We start from the raw sequence: 18,062 nt of genomic DNA, 5'->3' as shown, positions 1-18,062 counted from the left end.
CTAGCGCTTAATAGTTATTGCAGCAAATGAATGACCTAAGTCAACCGTCTCAGGCATCGCGTTTGCTACCCATACAACATCGGCCGCAATGCGCTCATCACGTTTAAGCGGCAATGTTATCTCAATATCTCCCTGAGATACAGTAGCAACATCATCTAAATTTAATCTATCTGCTGTTTCAGGATTGATGCGTATACATGCCGACTCAGCTGCAGCACATAATTGTAACTCTTTAGTATTTCTAACAATTGCATCGCTACGGTATAGAGGCCACTCGCCCACCCGAGCTAGAGATTGATTCATGAGTGGTAAACATTCAGGATAATACGGTTTATATTCATGCTCCATTGTAATTGCAATAGTATTTTTTATTTCTGCTAAGACATCCTCAGTCGACATATATTCAAAATCATGGCAGTGGAGCAAATTACCCAATACTCTTAAAATCTTCCATGCGGGCCGAGAATCCCCATGAGGAGACAAAGCTCCTTTTACTGTTTGCCAAGTATTATCAACGTTGATATAGGTCCCTGAAGTTTCTGCATAAGGAGCTATAGGTAAGATTACATCCGCATAATCACACATTGCATCATGATTATAGGCTGAGAGTAGCACAACAAATTCTGCTGCAAGCATCGCTTGTCTTGCACCAAAAGGATTAGCAAAATCAAAACCTGGCTCAACTCCCATTAAAAAATATGCTTTCAGCTTCGCATTGATCGCTGACTGGACATCCATTCCTGAAGTAGAAACAGATTTTCCTGCCGTTGTTCTATGGGGAACCATCCCTGCCATCCATGCTCCGGCAGTATTAGCACCGTGAGTAAGTCTGAGTACCTTTGCGCCGCTTAACTTTTCGATCAAGAAAACAAATGTACGTAATAAAGCAGCCTCTGGATGATTTTCGCAAAGAGCACCGGTAACCAGGCATGCCTTGCCTTCTTTTAATGCCTTGGCAACACTGCGAATTGCTTCGTCTGGCTCTAAGCCTATTAATAATTTTTGTATTTCTTCAGGCAAACTTTTCGTATTATCAGTAAGCGCTAAAATAAGTTTGGCCAATTGCATTGGCATTTCCAGGGGTGGAATTATAAAACGCTCACTTAAATCAAAACGGTATTCAAAATCTACCGGATTAATTGCATAAATTTTGGCTCCATTACGAAAAGCCTTACGAATTCGAACACCCGCCAAGGGAACTTCACGATCTATATTGCATCCAACGAGCAATATAGCGTTTTGATGCTCTATGTCGGCATAGGGTAAAGAGCTTTTAGGAGTTGTTGTTTGATTTTCTTGGTCTTTAAAATCAACTTGTTGCACTCGATGATCGAGATTGTGCACGCCAATTTCGCGCATAAGTTTTTGCAGTAAAAATAACTCTTCTAAAGTAGAAGAGCTCGATGCAAATGCAGCTACTTGCTCAGGTCCATTGTTTTTTATAACACGGGCTAACCCATCTGCCGTAAATTTTAAAGCGGTTTCCCAATCCACCGTTTCCCACTGACCATTGCGTTTAATTTGTGGCTGAGAAGCTCTTGCTTCGCTTTTTAATCCTAAGTAACTGAATCGATCACGATCAGAGAGCCAGGTTTCATTAATGACTTCATTTTCTTTAGGAACAATACGCATCAACTCATTGCGACGTGTATGCAAATAAACATTTGATCCCAAACAATCATGTGGCGCAACACCTTCATGTTGTGTCAACTCCCAAGCTCGTGCTGTGAAACGAAAAGGTTTAGAGGTTAAAGCTCCGACAGGACATAAATCAATGATGTTGCCAGAGACTTCTGACTTCATACTATGTTGAACGTACGTGCCAATTTGCATATGTTCACCACGTCCTGTTGCACCTAACTCTCTTAATCCTGCTATTTCTTCGCCAAATCGAACACAACGAGTACAATGGATGCATCGTGTCATTTCAGTAGAAATAAGTGGACCTAAATTATCGTCGTCCACCGAACGTTTTGTTTCTTTATATTCTGATGAGCCTGACCCAAATCCCATAGAGTTATCTTGTAATTCACACTCCCCTCCTTGATCACATATTGGACAATCCAATGGGTGATTAATGAGTAGAAACTCCATAACTGCTTTTTGAGAATGTAATGCTTCTTTTGATTTAGTAAATACTTTCATCCCATTTGTAATTGGCGTTGCGCAAGCAGGAACTGGCTTTCTGCCATTTTCAACTTCAACTAAACACATGCGGCAGTTTGCTGCCACTGATAACTTTTTATGATAGCAAAAGCGTGGAATATGGATACCTGCCTCATCTGCCACTTCAATGATCATTTGACCATTTTCTGCTTCAAATACTTTACCGTCGATTTCAATAGTAGTAGTCATAGTCAAACCTTTTATTTATGCTGCGACGATTGAGCGTTTATGTTTCACGAAATATTCAAATTCATCGCGGAAATGCTTAATAAAACTTTGTACAGGCCAAGCAGCTGCCTCACCTAATGCACAAATAGTGCGTCCTTCGATATTATTCGCGACATTGACTAATCTCTCTACATCCCCAGGTTCACCATGACCCTCTTTGATACGGTGTAATAAACGAACCATCCAACCCGTACCTTCTCGACATGGAGTACATTGGCCACAAGACTCATCCATATAGAACTCTGCAATACGATACAACGCATCTACCATACAAGTAGTTTCATCCATGATGATTACCGCCCCTGATCCTAATCCTGAACCGGCTTTCTGTATGCAGTCATAATCCATATCTAGACCCATCATAACATCACCTGGCAAAACAGGCATCGATGTTCCCCCAGGAATTACTGCTTTTATCTTTCGACCTTCGCGAACCCCACCTGCTAACTCTACGAGCATTTTAAAAGGTGTGCCCAATGGAATTTCAAAATTTCCTGGCTTATTTACATGTCCACTGACACTGAAGCACTTAGCGCCTCCATTGTTGGGTTTACCTAGTTTTAAAAACCATTCCCCGCCTTTTTCCATAATAACGGGAACGGAAGCAAAAGTTTCAGTATTGTTTATTGTCGTGGGTTTACCGTATAAACCATAGTTTGCAGGAAATGGTGGTTTAAATCGCGGTTGACCTTTTTTTCCCTCAAGAGAATTGAGCAAAGCAGTTTCTTCGCCGCAAATATAAGCACCTGCACCTAAGTGATTGTATAGATCAAAATCAATACCAGAGCCTAAAATATTTTTACCCAATAAACCCGCTGCATAAGCTTCTTTTATGGCCATCTCTGTATGTTCATAAGGCAGCCAAAATTCACCACGAATGTAGTTATAACCTACAGTTGCCCCCATGGTGTATCCAGCTATAGCCATGCCTTCTATAAGTTGATGCGGGTTAAATCTTAGTATATCTCGATCTTTACAAGTACCTGGTTCGCCTTCATCAGAGTTACATACAACGTATTTTTGTACTGGATTATTGCGGTTCATAAAGCTCCACTTCAATCCAGTAGGGAACCCAGCGCCACCCCGACCTCGTAATGCAGAAGTTTTAAGTTCGTCAATAATATGTTGAGGAGAAGTTTGTTCTTTTAAAATTTTTCTCCAAGCACTGTATCCACCAACACTTTCATATGCAGATAGTGTCCAAGGCTCTGGTAGATGAAATGTTCGATAGCAAACTTGATTTAATTCAACCACGGCAACCACCTCTATCTTTTATTGGTATTGTTCCAACACTTTGTCTATTGATTCAGGAGTCAAATTTTCATGATAGTCCTTATCCACCTGCATCATTGGTGCATTAACACAAGCACCCAAACATTCCACTGCTCGTAAGGTAAAGCGCCCATCATCCGTAGTTTCACCCAATTTTATGTTTAATTTTTTTTCTAGATGTTTTACAACTGCGGCTGAATCACAGAGCATACATGAAATATTGGTACATACATTTATCAAATGTCTACCAACTTGCTTGTGCTCATACATCGTATAAAAACTGGCCACTTCATAAACCGAAATTGGAGGCATATCAAGATAATTGGCGATTGCATCCATTAATTCCGTAGTTAAGTAACCATGCTCTTCTTGAACAAGTCTTAAAGCACTCATAACAGCAGATTGTTTTTGATCTATTGGATATTTTGCTATCCAATGGTCAATTTCTTTCATTCTCTCGGCCGAGACTAGTTGACGCAATATTTTTGCTGAATTATCAGACATTTCTAAACCTTTTATTTAGGGAGTCGTGCAAAAAATTACATGACTCACATCATATCTAACCATCATCTTGACATTTCATTTGCAAAATGCTTCATGTACTACATCAATATGCGCCTGCGCATCATCAAACATGTCAATTCGATAGCAATTCAAGCACAAATCATATAAATTTCTACGATCTTTAATTAAACACAAACAAGTTCATCGCAAAAATTTTGCAATAAATCCATAAGAATTAACGATCTATTTCACCAAATACTATATCCTGGCTTGCTAAAATAGCGACGCCATCAGCGATCATATGTCCTCGAGTCATTTCATCATAACTGGACAGATGAGCAAACCCAGGAGCACGAATTTTCATCCTATAGGGTTTGTTAGCACCATCCGACACCATATAAATACCAAACTCGCCTTTAGGCGCTTCAACAGCGCTGTATACCTCACCCGCAGGTAAACAAAAACCTTCAGTAAATAACTTAAAGTGATGGATTAACTCTTCCATGTCTGCTTTCATTTCTACACGTCGGGGAGGAGTAACTTTATGATCATCTACTCGAACTGGCCCAGGATTTGCCTTCAACCACTCAATACATTGTCTCACTATGCGATTTGATTGTCTTAGTTCTTCTACACGGACTAAATAGCGATCATAACAATCACCTGTTTTTCCTACAGGGATATCAAAATCTACACGATCATAAGCAGCATAACTTTGTTTTTTTCGTAAATCCCAGGCAATTCCTGAACCCCGAAGCATAGGACCTGTAAAACCCCATTGAAGCGCATCTTCGGGTGAAACAACACCAATATCAACGGTGCGCTGCTTCCAAATGCGATTATCGGTTAATAATGTTTCATACTCATCGACACAGCGCGGAAAACGCTCAGTAAATGCCCAGAGAAAATCAAGCAAGCTGCCATTTCGATCTTCATTTAGTTTTTCAACTTCGCGATCATTATGCCATTTTGAGGTTTGATACTTAGGCATGGCATCGGGTAAGTCTCGTGCTACCCCCCCAGGTCTATAGTAAGTAGCATGCATTCGCGCTCCAGATACAGCCTCATAACAGTCAAATAAATCTTCACGCTCTCTAAAGCAATATAAAAAGACAGTCATAGCTCCTATATCAAGCGCAATAGCGCCCAGCCATAAAAGATGATTCAAAATACGTGTTACTTCATCAAACATAGTTCGAATGTATTGAGCACGTAAGGGAATTTCTATACCTAATAACTTTTCGATTGCTCGCACATATGCGTGTTCATTACACATCATAGAGACATAATCGAGCCTATCCATATAACCAATAGTTTGAATATAGGGTTTTGTTTCTGCTAATTTTTCTGTTGCTCTATGTAATAAACCGATGTGAGGATCTGCGCGTATGATTGTTTCGCCTTCAAGCTCAAGAACTAAACGTAACACACCATGTGCCGCTGGGTGTTGTGGACCAAAATTTAAAGTATAGTTTTTCAATTCAATCATTTTCGCCACCTTTGTTACCAATATAACGGTTATCATTACGAATAACCTTGGGCACTAAAACTCTAGGCTCAATATCTACTGGAGCATAAATGACTTTTTCTGATTTTGCATCATAGCGCATTTCAACATGACCACTTAGTGGAAAATCTTTACGAAATGGGTATCCAATAAAACCATAATCCGTCAAAATACGTCTTAAATCTGGATGTCCATCAAATAAAACACCATATAAATCATAAGCTTCACGCTCAAACCAATTTGCTCCTTTCCATAAATCATGTACTGATGGAACAATTAAGTGTGACTCATCAGCAAATACTTTAACTCGTATGCGATGATTTTTTTTAGTTGAAAGCAGGTGATAAACTACTGCAAAGCGAGGTTTATCGAATGTGTATGCTTTGGTTTCTTGGCGTTCAACACCTCGAGAAAAACCTTTTTCCGTTGCTGCATCTGTTTCCCAATCATATTGACCATAAAGTAAATAGTCTACCGCACAAAGATCAATAAGCTGATCAAAACAAAAAGCTTCTAAATCACGTAATTCAAGCATTACGGCCTTTAGATTTGATGCATCAACTTCAATGGTTACCTCATCATAAGCGACAGATATAGTGCTAATGTAACTTACCAATTCACTCTTGAGTTGTTCAACCAAATAATCATTTTTTGTCATCTAATTGCACCCTTGATAATCTTAAGCTTCTAAGATTTTTTTATGCCTGATTTTGTTTTGTAATTGAATAATTCCATAAAGTAGTGCTTCAGCAGTTGGAGGGCACCCTGGTACATAAACATCTACAGGAACAATACGATCACACCCACGCACCACTGAGTAGGAATAATGATAATATCCACCGCCATTAGCACATGATCCCATAGAAACCACCCACCTGGGTTCAGGCATTTGGTCATACACTTTGCGCAAAGCAGGAGCCATTTTATTACACAATGTGCCAGCAACTATCATCACATCAGATTGACGTGGACTTGGACGAAAAATAATTCCAAACCGGTCCAAATCATAACGAGCAGCACCAGCATGCATCATTTCTACTGCACAACATGCTAAACCAAATGTCATAGGCCACATAGAACCACTACGCGCCCATCCAACAAGTTTTTCGACAGAAGTCGTCACAAAACCACTTTTTTGCAATTCAGCAACCGCCATAGCTAGCCTCTAAGCAGTTAAATATTAATAAAAAAAGAGTACTTCTAATCTTGTGCTTCTACTTGTAGAAAGCGATCAGAAGTGAACATGCTTGCACTTAAAATTATTCCCACTCAAGTGCGCCGCGTTTCCATTCATAAATAAAGCCAATAACTAACAACCCTAGGAATAACATCATTCCTGCAAAACCAAACCACCCTATCTTACGTAGAACCAAAGCCCAAGGAAAAAAGAAAGCCGTTTCCAAATCAAAGATAATGAAAAGTATGGCTACAAGATAAAAGCGAACATCAAAAGGGATATGCGCATTTTCAAAAGCACCAAATCCACATTCATAAGGTGCGTTTTTGGCATTATCGGGCATATGTTTTGAAAACAGGCTACCTGCACCTATCATCGCTAAACCTAACGCGACTCCAATAATTATGAAAATGAGAACTGGAAAATATTGAGATAGCATTTTTGTACCTTGCACGGATTAAAATGTGGTGCCGAAGGCCGGACTCGAACCGGCACGGCTTACGCCACCGCCCCCTCAAGACGGCGTGTCTACCAATTTCACCACTTCGGCATATTTTTCTATTTATTATTACTTTTAACCATTTTTCTTTTACTTTATAAAACGAAGTAAAAAGATTTATTTATTTTTTTTATCATTGCCATCAATCGGAACTGGAATTGAATTCACCGGTACACTTGTTTGCTGAGGAATTACTTGTTGTTCCGTTTTTTGATATTGCGTAGATACTAAATAAGATAACAATAAACTGGTAACAAAAAAAGTCATCGCTAAAGCACCAGTTAGTTTAAACAAAAAACCTCCCGTTCCTTGGCTACCAAATAACGTATTCGAAGCGCCTGATCCGAAAGCTGCACCTACATCAGCACCCTTGCCATGCTGGATAAGTACTAAGCCGATTAAGACTACCGCAACGATTACATGAATCATTAATATCAATTGATACATTTCACAATTTCCACAAACTGTTTCGCGTTCAACGATGCTCCTCCTACCAGACCACCATCAACATCTGGCATTGAAAATAGTGCCTTAGCATTATTTTCATTGACACTACCGCCATAAAGGACGGGTAGTTGTCCCGCATCGCTATCATTTATTTCTGCAACCAGCTTTCTAATGAATTTATGAACTTCCTGGGCCTGTTCTGGTGATGCAGTTTTTCCTGTACCTATTGCCCACACAGGCTCGTAAGCCACTACACAATCACGAAAGCAATTTTTATCTTGTTCACTTACTGCCAGTAATTGATTTGCTATTACTTGTTCCGTATGTCCCTTTTCGCGCTCAATTAGAGTTTCGCCGACACAAAGAACAGGTATCATACCATGTTCTTTTACATGGTGGAATTTTTGTGCGACAAAATTTTCATCTTCATGAAATCCATGTCTTCTCTCAGAATGACCTACTAAGATATAACGGCAGTTAAAATCTTTTAACATAGGAGCGGATATCTCCCCTGTATATGCGCCAAAATCTTTTGGATATACATTCTGCGCCCCTAGAGCAATATTACATTCCGCAACTAAGTCTCTTACTTGCGGTATATAAATTGATGGAGGCATAATTACAATACGAGTATTTTTAACAGACTGAAGGAGTTCTTTAAGCTCATTAGTTAATTGAACTACCTGATGTAGCTGACCATTCATTTTCCAATTGCCAGCGACTATTTTCTGTCTCATTAAATGACCCTCTTATTCTCCACTGCGGACTATACCCAAACTCAGACAAGATGTGTAGTCTTATTGCATTTTTTTTATTAAAAGCTTTTCTTATCGCAAACGACACTGATCCAAAAATCTACTTAATGAATTCATGCTCATCAATTTGATTTATGTAATCACAAAGCTTTTGTGCGTATTGTTTCACTAAAGCCTCATTAATACCTTCTACCATAACCCGTAGCAGAGGTTCGGTTCCTGATGGCCTAAGAAGAACCCTTCCTTCGCCTTTTAAACTTTCTTCTAAAGCCCTAACTCGTTCAATTACCTGGGGATTTTTAGCTAAAAGCTCGGCATGATTGGTTTTAAAATTTACAAGACTTTGTGGTAATAAGGTCAGACCTTGTGTTAATTGCTGTAACGTTTTACCTTGCTTGACCATAATAGATAATACTTGTAACGCAGCAACTATTCCGTCTCCCGTTGTAGTCTTATCCAAGCACACGATATGGCCTGAGGGTTCGCCGCCAATTTTCCAATCATTTTTGTGTAAAGCCTCTAAAACATATCGATCACCAACCTTTGAACGAATAAATGGGATCCCTAGATCGTTAAAAGCTCGCTCCAAGCCATAATTACTCATCAGTGTTCCAACTACTCCCCCATGCAATACTCCACGTTGGTGTCTATCTTTGGCTATAAGATATAAAATTTGATCACCATTAACAATGTTACCTTCTGAATCAATTAATATAGCGCGATCTCCGTCACCATCAAGGCCAATGCCAATATCCGCCCCAGTACTAATTACTTTTTGCCTTAATAACTCGGGGGCTGTTGAGCCGCAATTTTCATTGATATTAAAACCATCTGGACGATTGCCTATAGAGATAACTTGAGCTCCAAGTTCAGCAAATACGTTGGGAGCAACATGGTAAGTCGCACCATTGGCGCAATCAACAACAATTTTTAAACCGGATAATCGCGTTAGAGAGGGAATAGTGGATTTGCAAAATTCTATATAACGTCCCGTTGCATCATTGATTCGTGTTGCCTTACCCAATTTTTCAGAAGATACTGTTTGCATCTTTTTCTCCAGTTCTTCTTCTATAGCTAATTCAACGCTATCAGGTAATTTTCCACCTTCCGCAGAAAAAAATTTAATTCCATTATCTTCAAAAAGATTATGTGAAGCGCTGATCACAATACCGGCGTTAGCTCTTAGTGTTTGTGTTAAATAAGCAATGCCTGGAGTTGGCATCGGACCTAATAAAGCTACATCAACTCCAGCTGCGGATAAACCAGCTTCTAAAGCGGACTCCAGCATATAGCCAGACACTCTAGTGTCTTTTCCTATAACTACTTTTTTACGATGACCATTGACCAATACCTGTCCAATTGCCCAACCTAACTTTAATACGAATTCAGGATTAATATTTGATAGTCCCACATGTCCACGAATACCATCCGTACCAAAATATTTCCGCTGATTCATCCTTACTTACCTCTCATTTAATCGATACTGCCAGGGAATGTAATATCCGCACGACAGATCATATTGATCATATGTAACGCTTGTTTTGTTTCATCGACATCATGCGTTCTTATAATTCCAACGCCTTTCAATGCAGCATAAACAGCTACTGTAATGCTACCTATTAAACGATCATTTACCTCTTTTCCAAGTATCGCCCCAATAGTACTTTTACGCGATGCACCTAAAAGCAACGGCAATCCAAATGGAGCAAAAATATCAAGCTTTTTAACTAAGAGCAAATTATCTTGTACACTCTTTCCGAAACCAAAACCAGGATCCAAAATGATATTTTGGCGATTAATCCCTTGACGTTCACACTCGGTGATACGCTCTTTAAAAAAATGCAGTATTGCAGTAAGTACTCCCTCTGAATAATAAGGCTCATTCTGCATATTTTGTGGTTCTCCCTGCATATGCATTAAGCAAACAGGAACTGCGAGTTTAGCTGCCATTGAAAGTGCACCATCGGTACGTAGCGCATAAACATCATTAATCAGATTAGCACCAGCATTTACAGCGGCTTCCATCACTTCTGGCTTATTTGTATCAATAGAAATACAAATGTCTGAACCCAAACGAATTTGTTCAATTACAGGAATAACTCTCTTTAATTCAACATCTACTGAAACTTGCTGTGCACCAGGCCGCGTAGATTGTCCTCCAATATCAATTATATCTACCCCTTGGGTAATTAATTGAAATGCATGTTCACATGCATGGTTCACTGATAAAAACTGACCTCCGTCAGAAAAAGAATCTGGCGTGACATTTAATATACCCATAATTAATGGATCTTCAGGAGGGCTATCTGGTATGAGTTGGCGTTGATGCTGAAGCCAACTCATAAATTGCTTTGAATTCACCTGCTTTTCTCACCTATGATTAGTAATTTCAGTGTTCTTCCGCAGGATTTACTATTACTTCCGGATCGGTTGGTTTTTCGGATAATTTATTATTATTCGTTACCTCAGAACCATCTAAGGGTTTTGATGAATCCCAGTCTTGTGGTGGTGAAGGCTCTTTACCCGACATAATTTCTTGGATTTGTTGAAAATCTATAGTTTCATATTTTATTAAGCTTTGAGCCATTAAATGAAGTTTATCCATATTAGTAACCAGAATTTCCTTGGCTCGCTTATAGTTTCTATCAATAATTGCCCGTACTTCATCATCAATCTGTTGCGCTGTCCTATCTGACATTTCTTTATGTTTATTCATAGAGCGACCTAAGAATACTTCTTCTTCCTCTTCACCAAAAGTGAGCGGTCCCAAAGTCGATAACCCCCATGTAGTAACCATTTTACGTGCTATTTCAGTAGAACGCATAATGTCATTTGAAGCACCTGTAGTCACACTCTCTGGACCAAAAATAAGTTCTTCAGCAATTCGTCCGCCAAATAGGCTAGATAATTGGCTTTCCAGTCGACGTTTACTATGACTGTATCTGTCTTGCTCTGGTAGAAACATAGTCACACCCAGTGCACGTCCACGAGGAATAATAGATACCTTATAAACAGGGTCATGTTCTGGTACACATAGACCTACAATTGCATGTCCTGCTTCGTGGTATGCAGTTAACTTTTTCTCATTATCATCCATCACCATGGAACGTCGTTCAGCTCCCATCATGATTTTATCTTTAGCTTTATCCAACTGCACCATACTGACTTTACGCTTATTAGCTCGTGCAGCAAATAAAGCGGCTTCATTGACAAGATTTGCTAGATCAGCACCAGAAAATCCAGGAGTTCCTCGGGCAATGGCCATTACATCAACATTGGTGTCTACGGGAGTTTTTTGCAAATGTACTCTTAATATTTGCTCTCGTCCTCGTATATCAGGCAAAGGGACTACCACTTGGCGGTCAAAACGACCTGGACGCAATAGCGCAGGGTCCAAAACATCCGGACGGTTAGTAGCAGCAACAACAATCACACCTTCATTGCCTTCAAAACCATCCATTTCAACAAGCAATTGGTTCAGTGTTTGCTCACGCTCATCATGCCCCCCACCGAGCCCTGCTCCTCTATGACGCCCTACGGCGTCGATTTCATCGATGAAAATAATACAAGGAGCATGTTTTTTTGCTTGCTCAAACATATCGCGAACACGAGAAGCCCCTACCCCAACAAACATCTCGACAAAATCAGAACCTGAAATAGTGAAAAAAGGAACTTTGGCTTCACCCGCAACGGCCCTCGCTAAGAGCGTTTTACCAGTTCCGGGAGAACCAACCAGTAGTACGCCACGTGGAATACGTCCACCAAGATTTTGAAATTTGGTAGGGTCACGCAAAAAATCAACCAATTCTTTAACTTCTTCTTTTGCTTCATCAACTCCCGCAACATCTGCAAAAGTGACTTTAACTTGATCTTCACCAAGCAGGCGCGCGCGCGATCGCCCAAAAGACATGGCGCCTCGGCCCCCGCCTCCTTGCATTTGGCGCATAAAAAAGACCCAAACACCAATGAGAAGCAACATCGGAAACCAGTTGATAAATAAATGCAGAAGGAAGCTTTCTTGCTGCTTTTCCTGGCCACTTACATCCACTTTACTTTTTAACAGCTCACCAAGCAGCGCGTTATCTTGCATAGGCATATAAGTTACAAAACGCTTATTATTTTTAGTGATTCCTTTGATGATTTTATCATCTTCAATTGTGACTGAATTGACCATACCTTGATCAACTTCTTTCAAAAACTGGCTGTAAGAAAGCTTCTCAGCAACTGAGTTTCGAGGGCCGAAATTACTGAAAACTGAAACAAGCACTATTGCTATAATCAGCCATAAAAATAAATTCTTAACCATGTCGTTCAAAGTATTAACCTCGTTAGTGACGAACTGCTTTATATTCTGCAATCGAAATTATTAGATCATAAAGTTACTATAAATTGTATCCCTTTGCCAGCAAATAGGTTTCTTTTGAACGCGCACGTGAAGCCGATGGCTTACGAATAACTACTTTTTCAAAAGAAGATCTCGCTTGTTTGACTAAATCATCAAAACCTGAACCATGAAAAACTTTAATTAACATAGCACCACCGGGTTTTAACATTTTTTCAGCAAAATCAAAAGCAAGCTCAACCAAATACATTGCACGCGGAATATCAATCGCTTTACTTCCACTCATATTTGGGGCCATATCCGATAATAACAAGTCCACGCTATGTTCAGGAATCAAATTTATTAACTTTTGCAATACCTCTTCTTCTCGAAAATCACCAAGAATAAAATCCACATCAGGCAGAGCATCCATAGGTAAGATATCTAAAGCGATAATATGTCCACAACCTTTCAATTGCTCAGAAATATATTGAGTCCATCCTCCTGGAGCAGCGCCAAGATCAACTACAGTCATTCCCGGTTTAAGTAATGACTCCTTATCATCTACTTCTTTTAACTTATACACAGCACGACTGCGATAACCCTCTGCTTGTGCTTTCTTCACATAAACATCATCAAAGTGTTCTTGCAGCCAGCGTTTACTGCTTTTAGTACGCTTCATAAATTTTTATATCGATTTCAATATGTCTTATCATACTGAATTTCACTACCTTTTCCCAGCAAAACGTGCAATAATTTGCCATTTTATCATTTAACCTCCAAATAACTTAGGTTAATTGGGAGATTATTTAGGATTATTACAGTGGATATTTCACATAAAAAATCACTTAAAGCCAAAGCTCATCATCTAAAACCAGTTGTCCTTCTTGGTGCCAAGGGTTTAACTGAAGCAGTAATTGCGGAAACGAATGTTGCCTTACTTTCACATGAGCTCATCAAAGTAAAAATAAATGGCGCAGAAAAAGAAGACCGACTTGTCATGGCTCATGAACTATGTCATCAATTGCAAGCCGAACTCATACAGATGATCGGTAACACGGTCATTATGTATCGTAAAAATGAAGAGAAACATAAGTGACAGGACTCTAAGTATTGTATACACTAGACCTTACTATTTGGCAAATAACATATTCCCTTCAAGAGTCAATCCTTTTATTTATTTAGGAACAGGTACTAGACGACATAAGGGATAATTAAATTATCGTATGGCCTATGATATTAAAATACATACCAAATGCGCTCACATTATTGCGCTTAATATTAATCGTTCCTTTTTTATTCTATTTATACAGTCATGAATATGTTACCGCTTTTTACTTATTTATTCTGGCTGGTCTTAGTGACGGTTTAGATGGTTTTTTAGCAAGAAGCTTTAACTGGCAAAGTTTTTTTGGATCCTTTGTCGATCCCTTAGCCGATAAATTATTAATCGCTTCCAGCTTTATTTCATTAGCTTTAATAGGCGTATTGCCTTGGTGGTTAGTTGCATTAGTTTTTCTCAGAGATTTAACGATTTCTCTAGGGGTCGTAGCATGGTACCAATTTATTCGCCAAAAACTAGATTTTCAGCCTACAGTTTTGAGCAAAATCAATACTGCATTGCAACTCACTTTAGTGACATCATGCCTCTTTGAATTGGCTTACTTTGCTTTTCCTACTTATCTATTGACCACATTAATCTGTTTGACAACAATAACCACAGTAATTACCTATATTGATTATCTTTGGACCTGGGGCAGAAAAGCATGGCCCAAAAAAGAACTGTCAAAATGAATAAGCAGTTAGCTTTAGCTATAAAATTAAACACTCAAGCAAGCCTAGAAGATTTTAATTGGGGAAATAATAAGCTGTTGCAACAACAATTAGAAAACATACTAAATTACAGAGAAAATCGATTACTTTATCTCTGGGGTGTTTCTGGAAGTGGAAAATCACATTTACTACAAGCATGCTGTCAAGAAGTCAACTCAACGCAATCAGCAATCTATCTCCCCTTGACGCTCCTTAAAGAGTGGGGACCACAAACTATAGAAGGTATCGAAGAGCAAACATTAATCTGTATTGATGACATTAATATTATTGCTACAGATCCGATTTGGGAGGAAGCTTTATTTCATTTATATAATAAAATCAAAGATACAGAGAGAAGTATTTTAATTATTTCTGGAAACCAATCACCAACAACCATTCCTATTACACTCGCGGACTTACGTTCCAGATTAAGTTGGGGCTTAGTCATTCAATTAATGGAGCTTAATGATGAAGATAAAATTAATACGTTAAAACATCATGCATTAAAACGAGGATTTGATTTACCAGATAGTGTTGGCCAATTTTTGCTTAATAGATGCTCGAGAAACATGCATGATCTACATCACATACTTAATCGTCTGGATGATGCCTCTCTTGTCGCACAGCGAAAAATAACGATTCCCTTTGTAAAGGATACGTTAAATATTTAATGAATTTGCTCATAAGATGAATTTTCAAACTACATAACACCACAAGTCATCGCTTTATTCAACTCTTGATTTTCACGAGCAATTGCTGAAACAGGCGATTTAAGGAAGGAATAAAAATTGGTACTTACGCGTAGATCAGCCATAACGTTACGAATTGTCTCTGAAGTCAGTGATTGTTCGTTTCCATTGATTTCATACTCTAATTGAACAAGTTTTTTAGTAAGTCTTGTGGTGCTAATCACTTTTTCTTTTAAACTTGCTAATTTTTTTGTCTCTTTATCTAATGAATTTTTATCACATAATTGTTGTACATTTTCCTCATTCAATCCAAACCAATTAGCCACTAATTTTTCTAATCCAGGACGCTCAACATACCAATAAATACTGAGTGCTGATAATCCCACAAGCGCACTAAAAACAATTATTGGCCAAAAAGTGGGGAGTACTGAATCCAAAACAAGGCTTGAAATAAAAAGAGCAACAGATTGGCCTGCAAAAAAACCGCCACCAAAAAAAAACAGTGCGGATACTCCAGAAATAGCAGTCTTGATCATTTGCATATTCTTGCTATTTAAGGCCTCATCAAATTGCTTACTGGCTACTGCAAGAAACATAAAACGTTTCTGCAACATGGAAAGTATCAATTCCAACCGTTGCAAATCTTCTTTTGACATAGTGACAAGAGTATAATCATTGATTTTCTTCCTAATCGTCTTGATATTTTGTAATTGCAATAGATAAGCATCTAATAATTTATATTCACTTAATTTAACGCCTAAAGCATTAGATACTTTAACTAAATCAACTCCAAAAAAAACAATAACGGAAAGCAAAATAAAAGCAAATCCTACCCCAAGCATAATTGAAGGTGATAAAGCAAACACACTTAACATTGTTACAACACCATCGAATCCTTGGCACGCAGTAACTAAAATTCCGGCAGACGTAAGAAAAAGAAATTTGATCTTGCTCATTCCTGAAGAATCGCTATTGTTTTTTTTCTCTATTTTTTCATACTCGCCTTTCATAGAAAGGCCTAAATCCCGCAAGAGCGCTGTTTGTAAAGAAACAAGGATAAATTTTATCTTTTGACTCTTTTTAGACTTTTCAAAAAATTTGCTGGGATCGGTACTTAACCAAGAAATTAAAGTTTTGAACTTTATAGCAGTAGGAGGCAAGATTTCATTTCGTCGTACGCCGCTGGCAAGTAAATATTTTTTTATCCACTTTTGTGAACGCAGGCTGATTGTAATGTCCATCACAACATTTTAACTTCAAATTTCATCGAAACACTTAATGCTACATCAAATCTGACAAAATAGATATTCTGATAAAATCAATTCTAATTTTCAACTCTTTGAGTCAATAACTAAATACGTTCTCTAGGAAAATTGGAAATCAGATACGAAGAGAATCCACAAAAAATTAAGGACGTTATCTAATAAGAAATAAATTGAAAATTATATTTATATAATTTATTAAATGTACCATCTGACCAAAACTGCAATATTACTGTATTGATTTGCGCCACCTTCGATTTATTAGCAGGAAGTGTAGCAATGCCCAGCCCATTACCTATTTTAAAGTGGTTTTTTAATACCTTGGTATATTCTGGATATTGAGAATGGAGATACAGCACTGTCAAATAGTTTCCAAATAGGGCATCTATTTCGTTATTATATAAGGCATTTACTAATTCAACAGGTCGTTTATAACCAACAATAGTATATTTACCTAACTCATTTTGAGACAAATAATTAAGATACTCTCTTCCTTGTAATACTCCAATGCGTTTATCCTCTAATTCATTGATACTGTTAATTGGATTATCAATTTTCAGTATAAACCCACCCTCAGAAATCATGTAAGGTAAAGTAAAAAGATATTTTCCTTCTCTGTCCGGAGTAATAACTAAGGCACCGATTGCAAAATCAATTTTTCCTGCATCTAAGGCCGAAAATAAATCATAATAGTGCATGGACACATAACGACAATCCCATTTGAGACGGCTACAGATAATATTCATTACATCAACATCAAGGCCTGTAACACCAACAATTTTATCATCAACTGCATAAGGTGGATCATAAATAGGCGTACCAATTATAACGGCAGCCTTCACAGGAAGATGAATGGTAAAAAAAATTAAGAGAATACAGAAAATCCTTTTCATTTCTGGGGCTTTGTAAATTTTTTATAAATTATAAACCCATACCTAATAAACTTCAAACTTCGAGTTTTACAGTAATTCAAAATTACTATTTCCTTGGTTATCCTATTGCAGAAAACCCCTCTCTAGCAACCCTCCATCGTATATGATTCCTTAGTTCCCAATCCACAGATCGACAAAAAATAATCTTTTTGTACATTTTTAATTCATGCCTTATAATTAAAGTACAATAATTGACCGAGGGAACGAGCATGAAAAAAACGATAATCGCAGTTTTAGTACTTGTACCCACTCTACTCTTAAATGGTTGCTATGTCAGCTCCTATCCAGGAGGCTACTACTATAGTGGTTATTCGGGTTATTATCCAAACTACTACTACTCAGGATGGGGTGGTGGATGGGGCAACAATTGGTATGGTCGTGGCTGGCGTACCACCGGTTGGCATGGTGGTAGCGGTTGGCATGGTGGTAGCGGTTGGCATGGTGGTGGCGGCTGGCATGGTGGCGGCGGCTGGCATGGTGGCGGCCACTGG

The 18,062-nt window shown here is 38.5% G+C and carries 19 protein-coding genes and 1 tRNA gene; 4 read left to right on the top strand and 16 right to left on the bottom strand.

Annotated features, from left to right (window positions below; translation table 11 throughout):
- The 14 genes from nuoG to rlmE form a co-directional block, all read right to left on the bottom strand.
- On the bottom strand, positions 1-2,355 hold the full coding sequence (gene nuoG / locus Lsan_RS04055) for an NADH-quinone oxidoreductase subunit NuoG (protein ID WP_058513244.1): 2,355 nt from the start codon (positions 2,353-2,355) through the stop codon (positions 1-3).
- Between the two features lie 15 nt (positions 2,356-2,370).
- Complete coding sequence (nuoF, locus tag Lsan_RS04050) at positions 2,371-3,648, bottom strand: NADH-quinone oxidoreductase subunit NuoF (protein WP_058513243.1); 1,278 nt, start codon at positions 3,646-3,648, stop codon at positions 2,371-2,373.
- A gap of 18 nt (positions 3,649-3,666) precedes the next feature.
- Positions 3,667-4,170, bottom strand: a complete 504-nt coding sequence (gene nuoE, locus Lsan_RS04045) for an NADH-quinone oxidoreductase subunit NuoE (protein WP_058513242.1) — start codon at positions 4,168-4,170, stop codon at positions 3,667-3,669.
- Positions 4,171-4,405: 235 nt separating this feature from the next.
- The gene (locus tag Lsan_RS04040) at positions 4,406-5,659 is read right to left on the bottom strand and encodes an NADH-quinone oxidoreductase subunit D (RefSeq protein ID WP_058513241.1); all 1,254 of its coding nucleotides are present in this window, start codon (positions 5,657-5,659) and stop codon (positions 4,406-4,408) included.
- Positions 5,652-6,335, bottom strand: a complete 684-nt coding sequence (locus tag Lsan_RS04035) for an NADH-quinone oxidoreductase subunit C (RefSeq protein WP_058513240.1) — start codon at positions 6,333-6,335, stop codon at positions 5,652-5,654. The genes Lsan_RS04040 and Lsan_RS04035 overlap by 8 nt, the downstream gene beginning before the upstream one ends.
- A gap of 21 nt (positions 6,336-6,356) precedes the next feature.
- Complete coding sequence (locus tag Lsan_RS04030; RefSeq protein WP_003633367.1) at positions 6,357-6,833, bottom strand: NuoB/complex I 20 kDa subunit family protein; 477 nt, start codon at positions 6,831-6,833, stop codon at positions 6,357-6,359.
- Positions 6,834-6,936: 103 nt separating this feature from the next.
- Entirely contained in the window at positions 6,937-7,293 is a 357-nt protein-coding gene (locus tag Lsan_RS04025; protein ID WP_003633369.1) for an NADH-quinone oxidoreductase subunit A, read from the bottom strand.
- Between the two features lie 26 nt (positions 7,294-7,319).
- A tRNA-Leu gene (locus tag Lsan_RS04020) sits at positions 7,320-7,404 on the bottom strand.
- A 66-nt stretch (positions 7,405-7,470) separates the two neighbouring features.
- Complete coding sequence (gene secG / locus Lsan_RS04015; RefSeq protein WP_058513239.1) at positions 7,471-7,800, bottom strand: preprotein translocase subunit SecG; 330 nt, start codon at positions 7,798-7,800, stop codon at positions 7,471-7,473.
- Positions 7,788-8,537, bottom strand: coding sequence for a triose-phosphate isomerase (gene tpiA, locus Lsan_RS04010; protein WP_058513238.1), 750 nt, complete (start codon positions 8,535-8,537; stop codon positions 7,788-7,790). The genes secG and tpiA overlap by 13 nt, the downstream gene beginning before the upstream one ends.
- A 118-nt stretch (positions 8,538-8,655) precedes the next feature.
- Positions 8,656-10,011 (bottom strand): phosphoglucosamine mutase, encoded by a 1,356-nt coding sequence (glmM, locus tag Lsan_RS04005; RefSeq protein WP_058513237.1) that lies wholly within the window; start codon positions 10,009-10,011, stop codon positions 8,656-8,658.
- Between the two features lie 17 nt (positions 10,012-10,028).
- Positions 10,029-10,916 (bottom strand): dihydropteroate synthase, encoded by an 888-nt coding sequence (gene folP / locus Lsan_RS04000; protein ID WP_058513236.1) that lies wholly within the window; start codon positions 10,914-10,916, stop codon positions 10,029-10,031.
- A 28-nt stretch (positions 10,917-10,944) separates the two neighbouring features.
- The gene (gene ftsH, locus Lsan_RS03995) at positions 10,945-12,861 is read right to left on the bottom strand and encodes an ATP-dependent zinc metalloprotease FtsH (RefSeq protein WP_058513235.1); all 1,917 of its coding nucleotides are present in this window, start codon (positions 12,859-12,861) and stop codon (positions 10,945-10,947) included.
- A 76-nt stretch (positions 12,862-12,937) separates the two neighbouring features.
- Positions 12,938-13,558 (bottom strand): 23S rRNA (uridine(2552)-2'-O)-methyltransferase RlmE, encoded by a 621-nt coding sequence (gene rlmE / locus Lsan_RS03990; RefSeq protein WP_058513234.1) that lies wholly within the window; start codon positions 13,556-13,558, stop codon positions 12,938-12,940.
- 141 nt (positions 13,559-13,699) lie between these two features.
- On the opposite strand from rlmE, the gene yhbY reads away from it, so the two are divergent.
- From yhbY to hda, 3 genes are all read left to right on the top strand, one after another.
- Positions 13,700-13,975 carry a ribosome assembly RNA-binding protein YhbY gene (gene yhbY, locus Lsan_RS03985; protein WP_058513233.1) on the top strand — a complete coding sequence of 92 codons (276 nt, stop codon included), beginning with the start codon at positions 13,700-13,702 and terminating at the stop codon, positions 13,973-13,975.
- A 134-nt stretch (positions 13,976-14,109) separates the two neighbouring features.
- The gene (locus Lsan_RS03980) at positions 14,110-14,670 is read left to right on the top strand and encodes a CDP-alcohol phosphatidyltransferase family protein (RefSeq protein ID WP_058513232.1); all 561 of its coding nucleotides are present in this window, start codon (positions 14,110-14,112) and stop codon (positions 14,668-14,670) included.
- Positions 14,667-15,359 (top strand): DnaA regulatory inactivator Hda, encoded by a 693-nt coding sequence (hda, locus tag Lsan_RS03975; RefSeq protein WP_058513268.1) that lies wholly within the window; start codon positions 14,667-14,669, stop codon positions 15,357-15,359. Before Lsan_RS03980 ends, hda begins: the two co-directional genes overlap by 4 nt.
- Positions 15,360-15,388: 29 nt before the next feature.
- On the opposite strand, the gene Lsan_RS03970 is transcribed toward hda, so the two are convergent.
- Together Lsan_RS03970 and Lsan_RS03965 are read right to left on the bottom strand one after the other, a co-directional pair.
- On the bottom strand, positions 15,389-16,618 hold the full coding sequence (locus Lsan_RS03970; protein WP_165482581.1) for a hypothetical protein: 1,230 nt from the start codon (positions 16,616-16,618) through the stop codon (positions 15,389-15,391).
- A 179-nt stretch (positions 16,619-16,797) separates the two neighbouring features.
- Complete coding sequence (locus tag Lsan_RS03965) at positions 16,798-17,532, bottom strand: transporter substrate-binding domain-containing protein (protein WP_083505074.1); 735 nt, start codon at positions 17,530-17,532, stop codon at positions 16,798-16,800.
- A gap of 248 nt (positions 17,533-17,780) precedes the next feature.
- On the opposite strand from Lsan_RS03965, the gene Lsan_RS03960 reads away from it, so the two are divergent.
- Positions 17,781-18,062, top strand: a 282-nt coding sequence (locus Lsan_RS03960) for a hypothetical protein (protein ID WP_083505075.1), incomplete at its 3' end; no start/stop codon positions are given.

The sequence above is a fragment of the Legionella santicrucis genome (genome assembly GCF_001468135.1).
Lineage (GTDB): Bacteria > Pseudomonadota > Gammaproteobacteria > Legionellales > Legionellaceae > Legionella > Legionella santicrucis.
This window is presented reverse-complemented; position numbering and strand designations above follow the sequence as displayed.